Annotated in this window: 16 protein-coding genes, 2 pseudogenes and 1 riboswitch; of the genes and pseudogenes, 16 read left to right on the top strand and 2 right to left on the bottom strand. The window is 40.7% G+C overall.

Going from position 1 to position 20,723, the window contains the following annotated elements:
- The first annotated feature begins 75 nt into the window (after positions 1-75).
- From dnaG to AC1Z3S_RS17810, 15 genes and pseudogenes are all read left to right on the top strand, one after another.
- The gene (gene dnaG, locus AC1Z3S_RS17880; RefSeq protein ID WP_461741491.1) at positions 76-1,923 is read left to right on the top strand and encodes a DNA primase; all 1,848 of its coding nucleotides are present in this window, start codon (positions 76-78) and stop codon (positions 1,921-1,923) included.
- A gap of 25 nt (positions 1,924-1,948) precedes the next feature.
- Positions 1,949-3,058: an RNA polymerase sigma factor RpoD gene (rpoD, locus tag AC1Z3S_RS17875; RefSeq protein ID WP_461737201.1), complete on the top strand. Its 1,110-nt coding sequence runs from the start codon at positions 1,949-1,951 to the stop codon at positions 3,056-3,058.
- Between the two features lie 145 nt (positions 3,059-3,203).
- Positions 3,204-4,640 (top strand): hypothetical protein, encoded by a 1,437-nt coding sequence (locus AC1Z3S_RS17870; protein ID WP_461741490.1) that lies wholly within the window; start codon positions 3,204-3,206, stop codon positions 4,638-4,640.
- 198 nt (positions 4,641-4,838) lie between these two features.
- Positions 4,839-8,360 (top strand): cell division site-positioning protein MapZ family protein, encoded by a 3,522-nt coding sequence (locus AC1Z3S_RS17865; RefSeq protein ID WP_461741489.1) that lies wholly within the window; start codon positions 4,839-4,841, stop codon positions 8,358-8,360.
- A 238-nt stretch (positions 8,361-8,598) separates the two neighbouring features.
- Positions 8,599-9,306 carry an AzlC family ABC transporter permease gene (locus tag AC1Z3S_RS17860; protein WP_461741488.1) on the top strand — a complete coding sequence of 236 codons (708 nt, stop codon included), beginning with the start codon at positions 8,599-8,601 and terminating at the stop codon, positions 9,304-9,306.
- Entirely contained in the window at positions 9,299-9,619 is a 321-nt protein-coding gene (locus AC1Z3S_RS17855; protein ID WP_461741487.1) for an AzlD domain-containing protein, read from the top strand. The genes AC1Z3S_RS17860 and AC1Z3S_RS17855 overlap by 8 nt, the downstream gene beginning before the upstream one ends.
- A gap of 16 nt (positions 9,620-9,635) precedes the next feature.
- Complete coding sequence (locus AC1Z3S_RS17850) at positions 9,636-10,499, top strand: CvfB family protein (RefSeq protein ID WP_461737206.1); 864 nt, start codon at positions 9,636-9,638, stop codon at positions 10,497-10,499.
- 107 nt (positions 10,500-10,606) lie between these two features.
- The gene (gene fur / locus AC1Z3S_RS17845) at positions 10,607-11,098 is read left to right on the top strand and encodes a ferric iron uptake transcriptional regulator (RefSeq protein WP_461741486.1); all 492 of its coding nucleotides are present in this window, start codon (positions 10,607-10,609) and stop codon (positions 11,096-11,098) included.
- 97 nt (positions 11,099-11,195) lie between these two features.
- Positions 11,196-12,086 (top strand): site-specific tyrosine recombinase XerD, encoded by an 891-nt coding sequence (gene xerD / locus AC1Z3S_RS17840; RefSeq protein ID WP_461741485.1) that lies wholly within the window; start codon positions 11,196-11,198, stop codon positions 12,084-12,086.
- Between the two features lie 36 nt (positions 12,087-12,122).
- Positions 12,123-12,881 (top strand): segregation/condensation protein A, encoded by a 759-nt coding sequence (locus AC1Z3S_RS17835; protein ID WP_461741484.1) that lies wholly within the window; start codon positions 12,123-12,125, stop codon positions 12,879-12,881.
- A pseudogene (gene scpB, locus AC1Z3S_RS17830) lies at positions 12,874-13,443 on the top strand (SMC-Scp complex subunit ScpB); the annotation flags it as partial. The gene AC1Z3S_RS17835 and the pseudogene scpB, both read left to right, overlap by 8 nt.
- A gap of 279 nt (positions 13,444-13,722) precedes the next feature.
- On the top strand, positions 13,723-14,439 hold the full coding sequence (locus AC1Z3S_RS17825) for a pseudouridine synthase (RefSeq protein WP_461741483.1): 717 nt from the start codon (positions 13,723-13,725) through the stop codon (positions 14,437-14,439).
- A gap of 83 nt (positions 14,440-14,522) precedes the next feature.
- Positions 14,523-14,648, top strand: a riboswitch (FMN riboswitch).
- A 129-nt stretch (positions 14,649-14,777) separates the two neighbouring features.
- Positions 14,778-15,374 carry an ECF transporter S component gene (locus tag AC1Z3S_RS17820; RefSeq protein ID WP_461741482.1) on the top strand — a complete coding sequence of 199 codons (597 nt, stop codon included), beginning with the start codon at positions 14,778-14,780 and terminating at the stop codon, positions 15,372-15,374.
- A 180-nt stretch (positions 15,375-15,554) separates the two neighbouring features.
- Complete coding sequence (locus tag AC1Z3S_RS17815) at positions 15,555-17,024, top strand: UDP-N-acetylmuramoyl-L-alanyl-D-glutamate--2,6-diaminopimelate ligase (RefSeq protein WP_461741481.1); 1,470 nt, start codon at positions 15,555-15,557, stop codon at positions 17,022-17,024.
- Between the two features lie 190 nt (positions 17,025-17,214).
- Positions 17,215-17,484, top strand: coding sequence for a carboxymuconolactone decarboxylase family protein (locus AC1Z3S_RS17810; RefSeq protein WP_461741480.1), 270 nt, complete (start codon positions 17,215-17,217; stop codon positions 17,482-17,484).
- A gap of 49 nt (positions 17,485-17,533) precedes the next feature.
- Here the strand turns inward: AC1Z3S_RS17810 and AC1Z3S_RS17805 are convergent, their stop codons facing one another.
- Complete coding sequence (locus tag AC1Z3S_RS17805; protein WP_461741479.1) at positions 17,534-17,734, bottom strand: hypothetical protein; 201 nt, start codon at positions 17,732-17,734, stop codon at positions 17,534-17,536.
- 378 nt (positions 17,735-18,112) lie between these two features.
- Between AC1Z3S_RS17805 and AC1Z3S_RS17800 the strand changes: the two genes are divergently transcribed.
- Complete coding sequence (locus AC1Z3S_RS17800) at positions 18,113-19,009, top strand: phosphate ABC transporter substrate-binding protein PstS family protein (RefSeq protein WP_461741478.1); 897 nt, start codon at positions 18,113-18,115, stop codon at positions 19,007-19,009.
- Between the two features lie 295 nt (positions 19,010-19,304).
- Here the strand turns inward: AC1Z3S_RS17800 and AC1Z3S_RS17795 are convergent.
- Positions 19,305-20,600, bottom strand: a pseudogene (locus tag AC1Z3S_RS17795) (ISL3 family transposase).
- Between the last annotated feature and the right edge of the window lie 123 nt (positions 20,601-20,723).

The raw sequence follows: 20,723 nt of genomic DNA, 5'->3' as shown, positions 1-20,723 counted from the left end.
AATCGCGCTGATTTCTGATTGGTGCGATTTTTCGAGTCATAGGTTGCATCATTTCCAAACGTTGGAGGTGAAAGTATGGCCGGTCGAATACCCGATGCCAAAATCGATGAAATTCGGCAAAAGACCAATATCGTCGAAGTGATTGGACAATATGTCCAGTTGAAAAAATCCGGGAAGAATTATCTTGGATTGTGTCCCTTCCACAATGAAAAATCACCATCCTTTTCAGTGGCGGAGGACAAGCAGATATTTCACTGCTTTGGTTGCGGTAAAGGCGGAAATGTGTTTGGCTTTATTCAGGAAATCGAAGGATTGAGTTTTCCTGAAGCAGTCGTGAAAGTTGCCGAATTAGAGAACCTTCCAATTGATCAAGCATGGCAGCAGGCCACACCAAGGGAAGACACCCAAAATTCACAGCAACGACAATTGATTGAGCTTCATGAAAAAGCCCAAGAGTTGTATCACCACATGTTGATGAACACGAAAGCCGGCGCAGAGGCGTTGGAATATTTGTATCAGCGTGGCTTAACCAAAGAGTTAATCACGGATTTTAAATTAGGATTTGCCCCTTTGCAGCGGATTTTTTTAGCAAAAATTTTTGAGAATGAAAAAATTGATCCGCAATTGTCAGAAGCCTCAGGTCTATTTGTCCAGCAAAGTGATGGAAACTTTTTAGACCGCTTTTACCAGCGTATTATGTTTCCCATCCAAGACTTTCAAGGACGCACGATTGGCTTTTCCGGCAGATTACTGCCGACGGAAGATTTTTCCGGTGAAGATCAGCCAAAGTATTTAAACAGCCCAGAAACAGTCTTATTTAACAAGCGGGATGTCCTCTATAATTTTGCTGCAGCGCGACCAACCATTCGTAAAACTCAGACGGTTTTTTTATTTGAAGGCTTTATGGATGTCATTTCAGCGTGGCAAAGCGGTGTCAAAAACGGCATTGCTTCAATGGGGACCAGCTTGACAAACCAGCAGATTGCCGGGATTCAAAGAGTCGCTAAGCAAGTGGTTATCGCCTATGATGGAGATGCTGCAGGTGTCGAAGCGACCAACCGGGGGATTCAATTACTGCAAAGTAATAGCCGTCTCGATGTGACGATTGTTAGTTTGCCGGAGAAGCTTGACCCGGATGAATACCGCAAAAAATATGGCGACGAGGCCTTGGCTGAGGTTTTATTACACGGTCAGGAAACGGTTTTTGCCTTTAAGAAAAATTATTTGCGCCACAATCGCAATATGCAAAATGAAAAAGAACAACTGGAATACATTGAAGATGTGTTGACAGCACTAGTAGAAGTTTCTTCCCCAATTGAACAAGATCGCTATCTGACGCAATTGGCCCAGGAATTTAATCTAGGGCGGGACACCTTGCAACAGCAGCTGCGCTTATTGAAGGAAACCCAGCGGCAAGAACAGCGGCGGCAAGTTCAAGTAGAGCAGTATTCAGTTCCAGATGAGCTGCCAACAGCCGCTCCAGCACCTAAGAAAAAACTGAGTCAAGTGGAAAAAGCTGAGCAGATGCTTTTGTACCGCTTATTCAATGAGATTACAGTGCGCAGGCAGTTGAGCCAAGTCGAGTTTCATTTTGCCCATGATAGTTATCAAGAATTATATGTTTTATTAGAAGGTTATCTGGCAACTGTTCACGAGTTTGTCTTTGCTGATTTTTTAGATTTTTTAAAAGATCCGCAACTGAAACAGTTCGCCATTGAAATTGCTTATCTCAATCTGTCGGAGGAAAGTTCTCCCCAAGAAATTCACGATCTGCTGCAGGTGATCGCCAAGGCCAGCATTGCTGATGAAATCAATCAAAAAAAACGACAGCAGCAAGAAGCCAGCCAAAAAGGCAACCGGCAGTTGGAAGTGGAATTGCAGATTGAAATATTTAATTTGATTAAACAATTAAAGCAAGCGTAATGCTTTTGAAAGGGGCCCTTTTTAGATGGCTGAAGAAACAAAAAAATTAACCTATGAAAAAGCACTGTCCAATTTTATCAAAGAAAACAAACCAAAAGGTCAAGTGGTCTATGATGAACTAACAAACCAATTGGCTACACCTTATTCCTTAGGTGCTGAAGAAATGGACAAGCTGATTCAACAAGTTGAAGATGCCGGCATCAGTGTTGTCGATGAAAATGGCGACCCTTCGACCCACAGCTTGAAAAAAGATGAAAAAGTAGCCGAAAAGGCCCAACAAGAAGATTTATCTGCGCCGACTGGCGTTAAAATTAACGATCCAGTACGGATGTATTTAAAAGAAATTGGTCGGGTATCTCTGTTAAATGCCGAAGAAGAAGTTGCCTTAGCCCTGAAGATTGAAGAAGGCGACCAAGAAGCAAAACAACGTTTAGCAGAAGCTAACCTACGTCTGGTAGTTAGTATTGCCAAACGTTATGTCGGCCGTGGCATGCAATTTCTTGATTTAATTCAAGAAGGAAATATGGGTTTGATGAAGGCCGTTGAAAAATTTGATTACCGCAAAGGTTTCAAATTTTCGACGTATGCAACTTGGTGGATTCGCCAAGCCATCACCCGGGCAATCGCCGACCAAGCACGGACGATTCGGATTCCAGTGCATATGGTAGAAACCATCAATAAATTGATCCGGATTCAACGGCAATTACTGCAAGACTTAGGCCGGGAACCAACACCAGAGGAAATCGGTGCTGAAATGGACTTGCCGACTGAAAAAGTTCGGGAAATTTTAAAAATTGCCCAAGAGCCAGTTTCATTAGAAACGCCAATTGGTGAAGAAGATGACTCCCACTTAGGTGATTTCATTGAAGACCAAGAAGCAACCAGTCCAGCAGAACATGCTGCCTATGAATTATTAAAGGAACAATTAGAAGATGTCTTAGACACCTTAACCGACCGTGAAGAAAATGTGCTGCGTTTGCGTTTTGGTTTAGATGACGGTCGGACGAGAACATTAGAAGAAGTCGGCAAAGTTTTCGGTGTAACTAGAGAACGGATTCGCCAAATTGAAGCCAAAGCGTTGCGGAAATTACGCCACCCATCTCGCTCTAAACAATTACGAGATTTTCTAGAATAAAAAGCATAAATTTCAAGGACCTGAATGTTAAAAAGCATTCAGGTTTTTTACTTTTGTGGCAAAAAGTTGAGAAAGTCATGAAAATCAGTTGGAAGTCAGCCGGCTTTATGATAAATTTATAATAATAACAAGTAGTAAAGAAAGGGTGAGCTTATTGGTAGATGCAGTTTGTCCAAAATGCGGCTACGTAAATCTAGAATTATTGGATTACTGTCCAAATTGCGGCTTTCAATTGCGGGGAACCAGCGGAACCAATCATCCCAATGCTGGAATTTCTGATGAAGAGATTCCCGAAAATATTATAAATCGCGAAGAACCGATTGCCAGCAGCAGTCAGGTAATCTTTGCTTTTCCAGCTGGCTTTGGGGAGAAGTTGGCTGAAACTGAAACAGTTGAAGCAGTTTCTAATGCCGATTTAATCCAAGAGAGCGTCATTTTACCTTGGAAAAAAGAAGAGTTAGCGAAGGAAAACAATAATTCGAGTTCAGCTGTTGCTATTGAAGAAATGGCGTCCTTAACAGATGTGGATTCTTCTGTTTTGACGGAGGATTTTTTTGAGGAGGACACTATGGCAGCTTCAGATGATGATGGCTTAACTGAAGAGCAAATAGAGGCAACAACTGAAGTCGATGCTGATTTGCTTGCTTCAGACAGTGAAACTGCCGTAGAAACGCCAGAACCAGAACCAGAAACTGATGAAGCCTCAGCTTTTGAACTTGTGAATATAACAACTGAATCAGATAATTCTGATGAGGAAACTCAAGTCGAGGCAGCTGAAGATTTAGCAGAGATGGCGATAGTTGCAGATGATGTTGAGGAGGATGACGAATCAGCTGAGGCTAATGAGTCATTAATCATTGAAGAAATTCCTGAAGAAGTTTCAGAAGAAGCTGTCACTTCAACTGAGGAAGCAGTTGCGGATAGTTCAGAAGAAAAGGTAACGGATGACACTACTGAACTAGTCGAAGTTTCTGAAGATTTATCAAATACGCTATCAGGTGAGGCAGTAGTTGCAGAGCCTGAAATAACAGCAGGAACTATTTCCCGGATTTTAGAAGAATTAGCAGTTATTGAAGCCTTATTACAGGCTGAAAAAGAAAAGTTAGCCTCAACTCAACAAGCTTCATCTTCAGAAAATACTTCACTAATAGCTAATGAGTCTACTACACAGCAGCCGGCTGCCACAAAAATTGAGGCGATGGTGGAGGAGTATGTAGTCAATGAGTCAGCTGATACTAAGGAGCGGGCGCTTTCTTCAGATGAGGAAGAGGATTGGATTGAAGAAATTGAGGCAGCTAGTGGCGGAGTTCATTTAGCGATTGTTAACAATCTATTATTGAATGTGATGCTGATGTTTGTGATTGCTGCGGGAATTTTAGCGTTACAATATTTTATCCTGTCACATTTCACCTCTGAATTATTGCTGTTAAGTCAACAATGGGGCTATTTAGATGTCACTTGGATGCTCAGTATCTCCAACGGGATTTTACTGATTATTTTAATCGTTTTAGTTGTTCCTTTGGTGATTGCTCTGACTAGCGGTATTAAAGATTTAATCAAGTTCTTCAAATTTTCACGGTAACATTTTTTATCCACTAAAAAAATGTTATACTGTTTAATATCTATGGATGAACCAGCAGGCTTCCAGGAGTTTTCTGGTTTTTCTTTTGGATATTTTTTCAAATGCAGCAAAGCAGGTCTTTTTTAAATTATCTTAAAGCAACTTTATAGACCAGAAAAACTATGCTACATTAAAAATTAGTGATGAGGGGAGCGCATAGTGTTGCAGGATAATTATTGCCCAGCCTGTGGTTATGAATATTCTGGCGATTTAGCTTACTGTCCGATTTGCGGCTATCCTTTATGGGAATTAACGGCGGCTGATGACAATGAAGTCCTCAGCGAAATTAAGCCAGCTGCTCCAGCAGTGACTAAGCCAGCGCCGACTCCTGATCAAGTCTCTTGGTCAGATAACGATCTGATCCAAGCCAGCAGTTTATTAAATAGTCTGCAGGATACAGCGCCCACCGATTTACCTGAAAAAATCGCAATTAATCCTCATAAACGTGTGGGCAATCGACCGTCAGCAAAATTTTCTGATGGGCAAAAGGTTAAGAAAACTGAAGAGTCAGAAAAAGTTGATTTGGTACATAATGCAGCAGACATTACCTTGGCTGCCCAAATGATTTCCGCCCAAAAAGCACTATTTGAGCACCTGCCGGTAAACAGACTGCCTGTTAAACGCAAACTTTATCCGCCAACTCTTTTTGCTGAAGAAGCAGATAGCAGGGAAAAAGCGGATGTTATTCAAACGAATCCCCCCGGCTTGTTTGGTGGGATGCAAGAAGCTGCTAACAGTAAGAATGGGCAGCCAGTGGAACATCATAGCCAAAATAATATAGTAGAAAATCAAAAAGAAGGTGAACTCCGCCAGATGAGTAAGAAGAAAAAGAAAGCTGCAGCGAAGACTCCAGAGGAATTGAAGTCAGAAGAAAACAAAACAGCTGCTGATAAGACCGATAAAAATCAAACCGATGCATCTAAGACTGATACAAAGGCTGCCCAAGATAATCTTGAGTCAAAAGCGCCAAACGATCCTAATTCAGACAAAGACTCTGAAATGAAAGAAACACCGATTAATGATGATATTCAGTGGTCTGAATTTGAAGAGATGCCAATTGGTTCTGTTAAAGAAATTCTTGATGAAGACTTAAATGATTCTGAAACTAAAGAATCCGCCGCTAATGAAAACGGCTTAAGCAAATTTTCTCCAGAGGTTTCTGTGGAAGAAGAAACCGAAGAAACTGCTAATCTGGAAAAGCGGGGCGCAAAATCAGAGCCCAAGCCAGCTGACAGAGCATCAGCAAAGCCTAAAAAACTGACAGCCAAAGAAATTGTCGCCCAAGCTCAAATGCGGCAAAGTGAGCAGGATACTGAAGAAGAGTCAGCGAACCATATCTTAGCCCAGTACATGAAGGAACATCGCCATGAATATACTGCCGAAGAAGTTGCTGAAATTGAAGAAGAGCAAGCCGCTCAGAATCGTCAAAGTAGTTTAGAAGCTAAGCTCGATGAAGAAGTGGCTGAAAAAGAACAATCCCTCACTCCTTCAGGTTCAGCAGAAATCAGTAGTGAAGAGATTGTAGCAGTTAACGAGACAGACAATGACAGTCAAGCAGTAGAAATGACTGAAATTACGGATGTAAAAGATGTTCAAGAAGTTTCAGAGGAAAGTTCTGCATCAGTTGAAGAGGGTAATTCAGTAGGTTCAGCTTCAGATGACAGCGATGAGCAAAATAGCGAAGTAGCTGCTGAAACTGAGGACTCTGTAACAGAAGCCAGTGAAACAAGCGAATCTTCTGAACAAAAGCCAACAGTTGAACCTCTTCAAAATGAGAACAACGAGCCAAAAGGCGATACTCTAGCGAAGAAAACAGATAAAAATTTACAGGTGAATATCCAAGATTTATCTGATACCGACCAGGTTGCATCTGTCACACCTGAGGAATCTCAGGAAGAGTCGGCGGCTGACAAGTCAGAGACATCGGCTGATCAAGCACCTAAGTTTTCAATTAAAGACAAGCTACCAGTTTTTGGCGAAAAAGAATTGGCCATTGAAAAAGCGAAGGTTGAGGCTGAGTTAGCCGAAATTGCTGCCAAAGAAGCGGCAGCAAAAAAAGCAACCGAAGAAGCGGAAAAAGCCAAGGTGAAACGAGTGGCCCAAGCCGTCGAAAATGCGGAGACCGTCAAACGTGAAAAAGAATTTGAACGTTTGATTCAAGAAAAAGAAGCTGAGGATGCCCGGATTGCAGCAGAACGGGAACAAGCTCGTCTGGCTAGAGAGCAGGCCAAAGCTGAGGCAGAGGCGCAGCAGCCGATGGATGATGCGACACCAACGCCAATTGAATCAACAGAAACACCGCAAAAACCAAGCTCAGCACCAGAAAAATCGGTTTTCCCTGAACGGAAAGCTGATTCTGAGCGTAAGATTGAGAAGATGGGCAAAGCTTCAGACAATGATTCTGATAAACAGCCTAAACGCAAAGCTTCTGAGACTGTGACAGAGGATGCTATTCCGAAACGTACCAGTAGTGCTAATCGGAAAAAATGGATTTATGCTGGAGTTGCGGCAGTTGTTTTATTAGGAGCAGTTGGTGCTGGCTATGCCTATCAGCAAAATGCAGCGAATCAAGAGCAAGCCACTCAAGAGTCGATTACCAATGCAATTGATGACTTGGAAACACAATTGGCAGATTATTATACAGATGATAGCCAAGAGTTTATTAATCCTGAGATGGTCAGCAATGATTTAGACAGCTTGAAGGCAAGCATTGATGAATATGAAAGCTCAGATCGTTACGACGCTTTAGTTGCTGATTATGATCAAGTAGCAGAAAAAGTCAGCAGCATTCGCAGTATCAATAATTTATTCACCACGCCAATTATTAATGGCGATGCTTTGGCTGAAAATCCTTTATTAGCTTCTAATAGTCCGATTACAGTTACCGAAGCTAGCGGAACAGATGGCTTGAGTACCTTATTGAATCAAGCTTTAGCTGAAGCTAATAGTCAATATCAAACCCTACAGGCTGCTATTCAAGCAGTGGCAGTTGTCTATGCTGATGGCGCAGTCGTCAGTGGTGCCACAACGGAACAATTTAACAACGCTGCAGCAGCTGTGGCAGCCGTTCAAAATCAAGAATTGGTGACAGATTTATTGAGCCAATTAGAAGAAGTCAACACTGCTTTAAACGGCGCAACAAATGAAGGCGATAATAACGGAGGTAGCACGGCTAGCGATTCTGGTACGACTTCTGGTGGCAGCAGTTCATCAGAAAGTGCCAGCGGTTCAACCTCTGGCGGCTCTGCAAGCTCTGGCTCAAGTAGTGGCAGCTCTGGTTCAAACTCAGCTAGCGGCTCAAATGCGGCCAGCACACCATCCTATTCCGGAAACACATCTTATACGGTTGGTGACGGCGGCGCGTTAGTTGGTTTTGTGATGAATGATAATGGTCAACCGATTGTCGAATCAAATCCGACTGACATTGCCAACACAACAGATAGTGCTTGGACTTGGGGCAGTGGCATTCAAGAAAAAGTTTTGAATGTCTGCCGTGAACGAGGCTATTTCAGCGGTGATAATTATGCGTTTGAACCGGCCTTAATTGTGGATGGCGATGGCTTTTATAATCTATATCGTGTTGAAAGCAACGGCTCCAGAACCTATCTAGTCACAGTTAACTGTAAGACAAGTTGGTTTAAAGGAAATGGTCCTGGTGGTCCCAACACCAGAGTGAATTAAATATAAGTTTAAAGATCGTGACATTAGTCAAAATAGATAGCTAACACAAGGGCTGCTTATGGATGTTTTTACCTTAAAAGAAGTAGACAGCCTGGTAAATGGAGCAATTGGTTATTATCTGTTGTCTGGGCTGATGTTGCGGTCTTTTCTTTTTGTGAAAATCTGATCGGTTTTTTCTTGCACACACCATCTTTCTTCGGTAATATATGGAAATAACGGGAAGAAGAGGGTTGTTTAAATGGAGATAACAAAGGAGTATCAAACGTTTCAACAGGGAATTAAAGATTGTCTGCCAACTGTTTTAGGCTACATCGGCATTGGGATTGCCGCTGGCGTCGTCGGAAAAGGTGTCGGTTTATCCGTCATGGAAATTATGCTGATGTCGGTTTTTATTTACGCAGGCAGTGCTCAATTTATAATTAGCGGCATGCTAGCGCTTCAGACACCAGTTTTAGCCATTATTTTAACGACTTTTTTAGTGAATCTACGGCATTTTTTGATGAGCATGTCGGTGGCCAATCATTTTAAAAAAGCCCCTTTGTTAGAAAGTATCGGCATTGGGACTTTGCTGACGGATGAGTCTTACGGAGTTTTGGCAACGGTAATCAGTAAAGGCAATCAGGTTTCAGTAGCCTGGACCAATGGGTTAAATGTCACAGCTTATTTGGCTTGGATTTTAGCAACCGGCTTAGGCGGCTTTTTAGGGGGGATTTTACCTGATCCAGAAATATTAGGCTTAGACTTTGCCTTGACTGCGATGTTTGTCGGCTTGTTTGCCCTACAGGCCGTAACGCCCCTCAAACAAAAAACCAGACAAACCTTGATGATTATTTTAGTTGTTTGTGTTAGTTTATATGTGGCGATGGCCTTTGTCTCAGCAGAATTAGCTGTCATTTTAGCGACTTTAATCGGTTGTTTAGTAGGGACGGTGACCGGCGATGAGTAATTATTTTTTGATTATGTTGGTGGGCTGTTGTATAGTGACTTGGATACCACGGGTCGTGCCATTTGTAATTTCTAAAAAAATGGTCTTCCCCAACTGGCTAGAAAGATTTTTAAGCTACCTGCCCCTGTGTATTTTAACAGCGTTGCTGCTGCAAAGTGTTCTGGATTATCGAGAAGGCGCCTTTCCAGGCTTAAAGGGCTTAGAATTTCTGGCTTGTCTGCCGACTTTAATTGTTGCAATGCGGACTAAGGATTTGATGAAAACGGTGATTGTCGGGATTGTGACGATTGCCTTATTGAGATTTATTTTATAAAAGCGGAGGATTAAAAATGAACGAATTGTTAGCGACGGTCTTCACTGGACTGATTACCGATGAAAATGAAGACTATTATTTTCTACAAAAAAATGGGATGACTTTTCAATTAGATAAAAAAGAAGGCAGCCACCAACTTGGGGATGCAGTAGAGGGCTTTGGCTTTATTAATCAAAAGCATCAGGCAGCTATCACAACGAAAATTCCGGCTGCCGGCATTGGCAAGTATGCCTTTGGCGAAGTGACGGGCACAAGAAAAGATTTAGGGGCCTTTGTGGATATTGGCTTACCAGATAAAGATGTGGTTGTTTCCTTAGACGAGCTGCCAACGATGCGGGAATTATGGCCTAAAACTGGCGATCGTTTAATGGTCGGTTTAAAAGTTGATGCCAAAGATCGCATCTGGGCAACATTAGCTGAGGAGAAAATGTTTACCGCAATGAGCCGTCGGGGGACCGAGGAACTGAAAAATAAAGACATTAAAGGAACCATCTATCGTTTGAAATTAATCGGCAGCTATTTGCTAACCGATGATTTTTATATCGGTTTTGTACATCCTTCAGAACGCTTTACTGAACCCCGCTTAGGTCAAGTGGTGGAAGGGCGAGTGATTGGTGTGCGCCCGGATGGTGTTTTAAACATGTCCTTAAAACCACGGGCTCATGAAACAATTAGTGATGATGCGGCCATGATTTTGGTGGTCTTAGAGCGTTCGGCTGAAAAACGAATTCCCTTTACAGATAAATCTGATCCCGAAGAAATTAAACGGACCTTTGGCATCAGTAAAGGCCAATTCAAGCGAGCTATTGGCAATTTATTGAAGAATAAAAAAATCAAACAAGAAGACGGCTTCACTATTTTAATTGAAAAATCTAATTGAGAATTGCTTGCTATTTATCAGCGCTTATTTTATAATTGTTTTAATCTATCAACGAGATTATTCGAATTAATTTAAAATAATTATAATCTGGAAACCGGAGGAGAAAGATGAATACAGCATTAGCCTTGAAAAAAACCAAAAAACAATTGCATGAATCAGGCTTTAAGTTGACTCCTCAGCGAGAAGCCACCTTACTGGTACTTCTTGAAAATGAAAAAGATCATATGTCTGCCGAAGAAATTTATTTTTTAGTCAAACAAAAAAATTCTGAGATTGGTTTAGCCACCGTCTATCGGACTTTAGAAATTTTAACGGATTTAAAAATTGTCGATAAGGTCAGCTTCAATGATGGCTTGGCCCGTTATGATTTGCGAAAAGAGGGCGCCCAACATTTCCATCATCATCTTTTATGTTTAGAATGTGGAAATATTCAAGAGGTGGAAGAAGACTTACTTTTAGGTGTTGAACAAATTGTCGAGGAGCGTTTTCATTTTCTTGTGAAAGATCATCGGCTAACCTTCCACGGTATTTGTCAAGATTGCCAGCAAAAACAAGCAGCGGCGAAATTAGCTGCAAAAACGCAAGAGGCATCTGTCTAATTCAGGCAGATGTTTTTATTTGCCGACAAATCGTTGAGGGTGCTATTTTTTTTGACTTTTTTTTGCTAAAATAGAAAGGTTGAAGGTGGTGAAGGCGTTGGAGGATCAGATTAAAGATTATTTGCACTATTTGACGATTGAGCGGGGCTTGTCGCTAAATACTCGTGTCAGTTATCAACGAGATTTGCAACATTATTATCAGTTCCTGCAGGAAAAAAACATTGCGACTTGGTCAGCGGTTGACCGCTTTGTGGTGCTAGATTTTTTGCAAAAATTAAAAGAAGATGGTTTGGCTGCGGCTTCGATTACCCGTATGGTCTCAACCTTGCGGCGTTTTCATCAATTTTTGCGGCAGGAGCGTTTTGTCGATCACGATCCGATGCAACACATTGATTCACCAAAAAAAAATCAAAAATTACCCAATACTCTTAGCATTGAAGAGGTTGAACGGTTGATTGAAACGCCGGATACAACCAAAACATTAGGAATTCGTGACCGGGCCATTTTAGAAGTAATGTACGCCACCGGTTTGCGGGTGAGTGAATTAATTGGCCTGCGCTTAGGCAATTTACATTTGGCGATGGGTTTAATTCAAACGATTGGTAAAGGCGATAAAGAAAGAATTATTCCACTAGGGGATTATGCGATTCACTGGGTGGAGCGTTACCTACAGGAAGCTCGTCCGCTCTTAACCAAAAAGCATCCTGATGAAACTTTTCTTTTTGTTAACAGTCATGGAACGGGATTATCGCGGCAAGGTATCTGGAAAAATTTAAAGGCGCTAGTGCGGGAGGCGGGCATCACGAAAACAGTCACGCCCCATACTTTACGCCATAGTTTTGCTACCCATTTACTGGAAAATGGAGCTGACTTGCGGACGGTACAGGAGCTGTTAGGTCATGCTGATATCTCTACGACGCAAATTTATACGCATATTACCAAAAAACGAATGACAGATGTCTATAAAGAATATTTTCCGCGGGCTTGAAGGTTGCAATAGTCCCAAGCCCAAAAGGAGTTTACTGTGGAAGAAATAAAAGTAAAATTAGATGTATTTGAAGGTCCCCTGGATCTGCTTTTACATTTAATCAAAAAATTTGAAATTGATATTTATGATATTCCGATTGCCGAGGTAACGGAACAATATATGCATTATATTCATACGATGAAAACCTTGGAATTGGAATTGGCTGGCGAGTATATCGTGATGGCGGCAACTTTGATGGCGATTAAAAGTCAAATGCTGCTGCCAAAACCCGAATTGGAAATTGATCCCGATGAAGAAATCGAAGGGGAAGATCCGCGGGATGCTTTAGTGGCGCAACTCTTGGAGTATCGCAAATTTAAATATGCAGCGGAGGTCCTTTCTGAAAAGGCCGAAGAACGCAGTTTGTATTTTACTAAAGAACCGATGGATATTTCTTCTTATCAAGAAAAACCAGATCAGCGGCCAACAGTCCAATTGAACACAATAGACCTGTTTTTTGCCTTCCATCAAATGCTGGAAAAACGTCGGAAAAAGCAGCCGTTGGAAACCACCATTACCTCGGATAATATTTCGATTGAAGCAAAGATGGCTTATATTGAAACCAAGTTAAAAAAAGTGCCCAAGACCGGTCAGAAATTTGAAACATTTTTTACTAGTTTTACCAAAGCTGACATTGTAACAACTTTTATGGCTCTTTTGGAATTGATGAAAGGCGGCGTGATTCGCGCTGAACAATCGGGAAATTATAGTCAAATTACCCTTTTTCCGATTGATAGGAGTATAGAAAATGAGTAAATTACGAGATTTGGAAGCCCTGCTATTTGTCGTCGGTGAGGAGGGCATTGGCTTAGAGGAACTTAGTTATCTGTTGGAAATAGATACTGCCGATGTCTATCAGTCTTTAGATGAGTTAAAGCAGTTGTATTATGAGAATAAAAACAGTGCGTTGAATATTTTAGAAACCGGCAATCATTTTATCTTGACGACTAAAAAAGAAATGTCGCCGCTGTTGAAGCGCTATGCTCAATCCCCTGCTTCCAATAAATTATCCCAAGCGGCTTTGGAAACATTATCGATCATCGCCTACAAACAGCCGATTACCCGGGTGCAGATTGATGAAATCCGCGGAGTTCAATCCAGCGGGGCCGTTCAAAAGTTAGTAGCTAATCAATTAATCGCAGAAAAAGGTCGTGTGGAGGGCCCCGGTCGAGCAATTTTATATGGGACAACGGAGTTCTTTATGGACTATTTTGCGCTAAAATCTTTGGAGGAATTACCGCCTATCGATGGTATGGAAGAACAATTGGAGGCAGAGATGCCCTTTGATTTATTCTTTGAGCGCTATAATAAAAGCGACTTAGCTTATGAAGAGGACGCAGTGAAGGATGAACAAACTACTACTGCTGTGGCAGAAGAAATAAACTCTGATACAACCGATGGAACCGAAATTGCCGAGAATGTGGCTGACGAGGATACTACAAAAAATGTTACGGACAAAGCCAATGCCTCTGACACAGCAAATTCTATTCAGACAGTGGCGAGCAAAAAGGACCCGCTCGAATCTGACCTACTTGAAGAAACTTCTGAGGAAGAATAAAAACAAAACGCAATAAAATTCCTGAGGAGGAAAATGAATATGGAAAGATTACAAAAAGTTATCGCTCATGCGGGTATCGCTTCACGACGCAAAGCTGAAGAATATATTTTACAAGGACGGGTCAAAGTTAACGGCAAATTAGTGACCGAGCTTGGTGTCCAAGTCGCAAAAGGTGATCAAGTAGAAGTCGATGGGGTGCCGATTACTCAAGAAGATTACGTTTATTATTTACTAAATAAACCTCGCGGCTATATCTCGTCAGTTACAGATGACAAGGAACGCAAAGTTGTCACTGATTTGATTCCAGATGAAACGCGTCGGATTTATCCAGTGGGGCGTTTGGATTATGATACAACTGGATTGTTATTATTAACCAACGATGGCGAGCTGGCCAATTTATTAACCCATCCGAAACATGAAGTCGACAAGGTCTATGTGGCAAAAGTCAAAGGCATTGCAACTAAGCCAGACTTGATGCCTTTAACCCGAGGTGTGCGCATCGAAGGGAAGAAAACAGCGCCGGCACGTTTTGATATTATTTCTACCGATCATAAGACTGGCACGAGTATTGTGCAGCTGACCATCCACGAAGGCCGCAACCATCAAGTGAAAAACATGCTGCAGGCAGTTGGGTTTCCCATTCAAAAATTAAAACGGGAGCAATACGGTCCGCTGACACTTAAGGGAGTTCAAACCGGCCAATTTCGCGAATTAAGTCATAAAGAAGTCAACCAACTTAAGGAGCAAGTGAAATAATTCACTTTTTTGAAACAAAAAGGTTGTAATTTTTTGGACAACTTGTATAATTAAAGATGTAATAAAAATAAAATATGAACGAGGTTCGTCTTCAGGGGCAGGGTGTAATTCCCGACCGGTGGTTATAGTCCACGAGCTGCTTTTTACCAAAGCGGCCGAATCGGTGTAATTCCGATACCGACAGTATAGTCTGGATAAAGAAGATAGGGCTTATTTGAATTAGATTGTTAATCAGATAACTCTATTTTTTCCTGTGGAAAAAATGGAGTTTTTTATTTTGATTTACGACTGATTTGATAGGTTCGTTGAAGATGAGTCCTTGCACTAGGAGGATTTCAATGAAAAGCAATCGTGTTCAAAAAATGGTGGTTGTCGCAATGTTGGCGGCGATGGCGACAGTGTTACAAACCGTACTGGAAATTCCAGTCATTCCAGCCTTCAGTTTTATGAAAATTGATTTTAGTGATTTACCAGTGATGATTAGTATGTTTTTATTTGGTCCAATGGCGGGCATTGCAACGGCACTGATTCGTTCAATCGTCCACTTATCAATTACAGGATTCAGCGTTCCCAATATGATTGGCGATGCAGCATCCTTCCTTGCAACAACAGTCTTCACGCTACCCATGTATTATTTCTTTAATCATGGTGCGGGCAAAATTAAAAATAAAGCCGCTGGAGTATTTACCGGTATCCTTTGCTTAACTATTTTTATGAGTATCGCAAATTATTTTGTGATTACGCCGATGTATCTACACTTCTTCGGTCTTAATCTAGGTATGAGCATTGGCCAATACATTTTAGTTGGTGTTGTACCATTTAATATGATTAAGGGTGGTATCGTCAGCGCCGTCTTCTTGGTACTATACACGAATCTATTTCCATGGTTATCGCGGCAACAAAAAACAATTAAAAATCATAGTATGATTAAATAAATCTATGCGACTCAAAAGCTAATCACCTGTCCCGTGACTTGGCTTTTGAGTTTTTTATTTTGTGATGAAACTTTCCAGGTTTAAAAACTTTTTCAAGAAAAAAATCAACACTACTCATTCCCTTTAATTTTGGTATAATGGAAGCTATAAAAATCAAAAATTAGAATTAGGTGAATGGAAATGAGATTATCAGAATTATTGTCCCGGGTTTTAGTCAATTCTCTAGAAAATATCACTGAAGAAAATCTAGATATGTTGGATATTAAAGGCGTGGCTCAGGATACCCGCAAAACCAAACAAGGTTTTTTATTTGTTTGCATTGAGGGCTATACTGTTGACGGCCACAAATTTGTCAAACAAGCAGTGGAAGAAGGCGCAATTGCAATTGTCGCCCAAAAACCGATTGAAACAGAGGTGCCGGTAATCTATGTCAAAGATACCAATAAAGCATTACCGCAATTGGCAGCGGCCTTTTATGATTACCCAAGTGAAGCTTTAAAGATGTATGGTGTGACTGGTACTAATGGCAAGACGACTGTTACCCACATGATTGAGCATATCTTAAGTGAAGATGGGCGTAAAACTGGTCTAATCGGCACGCTTTATAATCGAGTTGGTGACCGAGTGATTGAAACCGTCAATACAACGCCGGAAGCCGTAACCTTACAGGGTCTATTTGCAGAAATGCGGGATGAAGGGGTCACGGATTGTGTGATGGAAGTCTCCTCCCATGCTTTATATGAAGGGCGGACTTGGGGCGTTGACTTTGATGTGGCAGTCTTTACTAATTTATCCCAAGATCACTTGGACTTCCATAAAACGATGGATAATTATTTCTTAGCAAAAAGTTTATTGTTCTCTCAGCTGGGCAGTTCATATGCCGGCAAAGAAAAATTTGCCGTAATTAATATTGATGATGAGTATGGTGAGCGGTTAGTGCCTCTGACTAGTGCCACGATTGTCAGCTATGGCTGTCATGGTGTCGGGGATGTGCAAGCGGCAAATATTGTAACGAAAGTCGATGGAACTCATTTTGATTTATTAGTCAACGGCGCAAGCTATCCAGTTCGTTTGCCGCAAATTGGTCATTTTAATGTTTACAATGTTTTGGCAGCGGTTGGTGCGACGATTGTTAAAGGGATTGCTCCAGAAACAATTGTGGCAGCGTTGAATACCTTCACCGGTGTTCGGGGACGGATGCAGCTGGTGCCTAATGACCAAGAAAAGACAATTATTGTTGATTTTGCTCATACACCAGATGGGTTATTAAATGTATTAGACACTTTAAACACGATTAAAACTGGCAAAATTATCACAGTTGTCGGTTCTGGTGGGGATCGGGATAAAACGAAGCGGCCTAAAATGGCTCAGGCTGCCGCAAAATTAAGTGACTATGTTATCTTCACTTCAGATAATCCGCGCACGGAAGATCCTCAGGCGATTATTGATGATATGGTTGAAGGATTAGACTTCGACGATTTTGAAACGGAAGTTGATCGCCGCAAAGCTATTCAAAAAGCGCTGACAGCAGCAGATAAAAATGATATTATCCTAATTGCTGGTAAAGGCCATGAGACTTATCAGATTATCGGCACTATTAAATATGATTTTGATGATGTCAAAGTTATTGAAGAATTTTTAGCGGAATAAAATCTTCGGATTGAACTGAAATAGGTGGCTATTTTGGTTCAATCTTTTTTTTAAAATTTTGGATTTTGTTTAAAACCTTAGCTATTTAAGCAAGGAAAATTTATAAGGAGTGATGAAAATGGATTACAAAGAGGATTACAAGGATTTAGCGAAAACCCAAAGTGCTTTGTGAAGAAACGCCCCTGAACTAATGGGGAAATTTAGTGAGGTAGCCAAAGAAGCATTAGCCCCAAAACATTTGCCGGCAAAGGTTAAAGAATTGATGGCTCTAGCGATTGGCATTTCCGTGCGTTGTGAAGGTTGTATTTTGGGTCATGTCAGAGATGCCATCAAAGCCGGCGCAACTCTCGAAGAAATATCTGAAACAGTTGAGGTTGCTATTTTAATGGGGGGCGGTCCAGCAACTGCTTATGGTGCCAAGGCGCTCTCAATTGCTGAGTATTTATTTAGTCAGAAATAGATTGAAAAAAAAATGGTGTGTGACCAGCTAAAGTCACACACCACTTTTTTTATTTATTATAGAAATTAAACAAACCGCCAATTGTTTTTTCAGGTAGAGCTACTTCTTGACCATCTAAAGTAACTTTGGAAATAGTGTAGTAGTCTTCAATATCGGGGACTTCCAGCTGTTGACGAGCGACAAACTCAGTGGGGTTCTTATAGGTTTTAACTTGTTCATTTCCGGCAACGATATAATGGATTTCTAACATTTAAATCAACTTCCTTCAGCTTATTTGAGACTGTGATATTAGTCTTTTAACAGATGAAACCCTCAACTATATTGTATTTGTCTATGCGGTCCTATGCTCCAGTAGGTCCTCTTCGCAAATTGACAATATCAAGCGGTTTTTATTAGCTATTGTTTGTAAAGTTCGATTTTGTTTCAACTAATAGCTCAGCCTCTTCCTTACAAGATGAGTATAGCACCAGCCTAAAAATTATACGAAAATTTCGTATTGTAAAGAGGACCTAGTTTTCTTTACTTAAAATTTACACGAGTTTACTGCTAATTTACAGAAAGTCTATTCTCTCTTTACATGGGTTTGCTAAACTTTGTTTTGTAATAAAGAAAGGGAGAAAACAAAATAATGAAAAAAACAATTTTTAGTTTAGTATTTGCAGGAGTTCTATTAGCAGGTTGTGGTTCAACAGGAGCAACCGGCGATTCATCTAGTGGGTCATCAGCAACAGGAAGCGGCGACACAGTTCAAATCACAGCTGTTGGTTCAACAGCGTTACAACCATTAGTCGAAGCAGCTGGGGAAGAATTTGCAGCAAATAATGCAAACTATCAAATTTCAGTTCAAGGCGGCGGCAGCGGAACTGGCTTGAGCCAAGTAGAGAGCGGAGCGGTGACAATTGGGAACTCTGATGTCTTCGCTGAAGAAAAAGACGGCGTGGATGCCAGCAAAATCGTGGACCATCAAGTAGCGATTGTCGGCATGGGGCCAGTTGTCAACTCTGAAGTTGGTGTGACGGATCTTTCTAAAGATGATTTAGTCAAAATCTTTACCGGCGAAATTACTAATTGGAGCGAAGTCGGTGGAGCAGATCAAGAAATCGTTGTCATTAACCGGGCTAGTGGTTCTGGTACGCGTTCAACTTTTGAAAAATGGGGCTTAGACGGCGCAACTCCAATTGAATCACAGGAACAAGATTCTTCTGGTACAGTTCGTCAAATTGTCAGCTCAACACCTGGCGCTATCAGCTACTTAGCTTTTTCATACTTTGATGACTCTTTAACAGCTTTATCAATTGATGGTGTTGAACCAGTTGCCGAAAATGTTGAAGATAACAGCTGGACAATCTGGTCTTATGAACACATGTATACTAATGGCGAACCTGATGAAGATGTGCAAGCATTTATCGATTACATCATGAGTGATGATGTTCAAAACGGTATCGTACAAGATTTAGGCTATCTGCCAGTGAATTCAATGCAAGTTCAACGTTCTGTTGATGGCGATATTACTGAATTAAACTAATTTTCACCCCCGAAAATAGTTTTGTTAAAACCTGAAAGACGCAAGTACCCAAAGTGGTAGTTGCGTCTTTTTACGTGTTGGTTAAACAAATTAGGAGTTCATTACTAATTTTAAATAAAAGCATTGCAAAAAAAAGATGCAAAGGAAATTAACTGTAACGACGCCAAAAGTTAGATTAAAAAGCTAACTTTGTTGTCGCTACAAAAAATTTCGGCTCTTTGTCAAAAAGGACTGATGAGTTCGATTAAAATGAATCCAAAGTAGGAAGCAGACTCTTTCTACTTTGGATTTTTGGTTATTTTACTTTAATCAACTGATTAATCATAAAGATTCTTATTTTCATATTCTCAAATGATTTAAATCCATAAGATACACGTTTCAGTGTTTTAATATGCGTATTCTTTGCCTCGATTTTACCATTAGAATAGGTATAAATCATGGCGTTACGAATGCCTTCCTCATAGTTAAGAAGGTTTTGAAGTTTTAGTCTGAATTCTTAATCCAATGTTTCAGGCAGCCCTTTTAATAAAGTGAAAAACAATTCATGGTCCTTGCCTCGAAAGGCATCTTGTAGTTCATGAAAAGCTTCATAAGCTTCTTTAAGAGACGGTGAACTGGAAAGTAATCGGTCAATCATCATTGCCTCTGTGAGATAAGGATACCGAGGCAAACGAAAACTACGCCAAGATTTATATTCAAAATGATTAATTGTCTGTCTATCTTTTGTAAGATAGCGCCAGTTTGTTTTTAACTTTTGTGCTTCAGCTTTATGACCTGTATCAATTAGTTTTTTCATTGATTGAATACGAAAATCTTGGAATGTTTGATTCATATGTTTGACGATATGGAAACAATCAATGACTAATTTTGCATTTGGAAAGACCTTTTTTGTGAGCTGGAAGTAAGCTGCATTCATGTCCGTCACTAAATAGTTTACTTCTTCTGGATTGACACATTTTTCAAAATAAGAAGTTAGCTGTGGCAACTTGCGTGTGGGTAAAATATCCACTAACTTGCCATCTGTGCCATCGGCACAAATGAAACTCATTTTGTCTTCAGTCGAGGTGTGGGAACGAAATTCATCCACCATGAGAACTTGCGGAAGGAGCCTTTTTGAATGATTAGGTAAGTAGCATTTCAGCTCTTTTAAGATACGAATAACAGTTGATAAAGAGACGTGACAAAACTTAGCGATAAAGGTTAAGGAAACCTTCTCAGCCAATAGAGCGATAATTTTATACTTTACATGATTCGCTATGGAATGCCTCGGTACCACCAGATAGCTTTGTGCGGTCCAGTGACTATGGCAATTTTTGCATGTATAGCGTTGCTTTTTCAAATGCATGACCATAGGAAGATGATTGAATTCATCAAAACGAATCCTTGTCTTCTTCTTGCCATTTTTAACGATAATCATATTCCCTTCGCCATCTGTCACAGAAGAGCCACAATTTTTACAAGCATGAGGTGGAGGAGAAAGCGTCGCTTCGATCACTATGTGTTGTTTGTCCTTTAATGTTTCGTAAGAAATATCTGTAATCTCTAAATGTTTATCTGTAATCCGAAGCATTTTTTTGATAGAATTATTCATAGAACATATTGTCCTCTCAGTTAATTATTTGTCGTGATTTAATCATACTAGAGAACGATATGTTTTTAATGCCTAAAAATAAAAATGGGACTGAAGAATCAATTTTGATTCATCAGTCCCATA

Source organism: Enterococcus sp. LJL90 (genome assembly GCF_056924355.1).
Note: the sequence above shows the minus strand (reverse complement) of the source record. Positions and strands in the feature narration are given on the sequence as shown.

Bases quoted from the DNA above. Each gene is read 5' to 3' on its own strand.
- dnaG (WP_461741491.1), top strand. From the start codon at position 76: ATGGCCGGTCGAATACCCGATGCCAAAATCGATGAAATTCGGCAAAAG.
- rpoD (WP_461737201.1), top strand. From the start codon at position 1,949: ATGGCTGAAGAAACAAAAAAATTAACCTATGAAAAAGCACTGTCCAAT.
- AC1Z3S_RS17860 (WP_461741488.1), top strand. From the start codon at position 8,599: ATGGAGATAACAAAGGAGTATCAAACGTTTCAACAGGGAATTAAAGAT.
- AC1Z3S_RS17855 (WP_461741487.1), top strand. From the start codon at position 9,299: ATGAGTAATTATTTTTTGATTATGTTGGTGGGCTGTTGTATAGTGACT.
- AC1Z3S_RS17850 (WP_461737206.1), top strand. From the start codon at position 9,636: ATGAACGAATTGTTAGCGACGGTCTTCACTGGACTGATTACCGATGAA.
- fur (WP_461741486.1), top strand. From the start codon at position 10,607: ATGAATACAGCATTAGCCTTGAAAAAAACCAAAAAACAATTGCATGAA.
- AC1Z3S_RS17825 (WP_461741483.1), top strand. From the start codon at position 13,723: ATGGAAAGATTACAAAAAGTTATCGCTCATGCGGGTATCGCTTCACGA.
- AC1Z3S_RS17820 (WP_461741482.1), top strand. From the start codon at position 14,778: ATGAAAAGCAATCGTGTTCAAAAAATGGTGGTTGTCGCAATGTTGGCG.
- AC1Z3S_RS17815 (WP_461741481.1), top strand. From the start codon at position 15,555: ATGAGATTATCAGAATTATTGTCCCGGGTTTTAGTCAATTCTCTAGAA.
- AC1Z3S_RS17810 (WP_461741480.1), top strand. From the start codon at position 17,215: ATGGGGAAATTTAGTGAGGTAGCCAAAGAAGCATTAGCCCCAAAACAT.
- AC1Z3S_RS17805 (WP_461741479.1), bottom strand. From the start codon at position 17,734: ATGTTAGAAATCCATTATATCGTTGCCGGAAATGAACAAGTTAAAACC.
- AC1Z3S_RS17800 (WP_461741478.1), top strand. From the start codon at position 18,113: ATGAAAAAAACAATTTTTAGTTTAGTATTTGCAGGAGTTCTATTAGCA.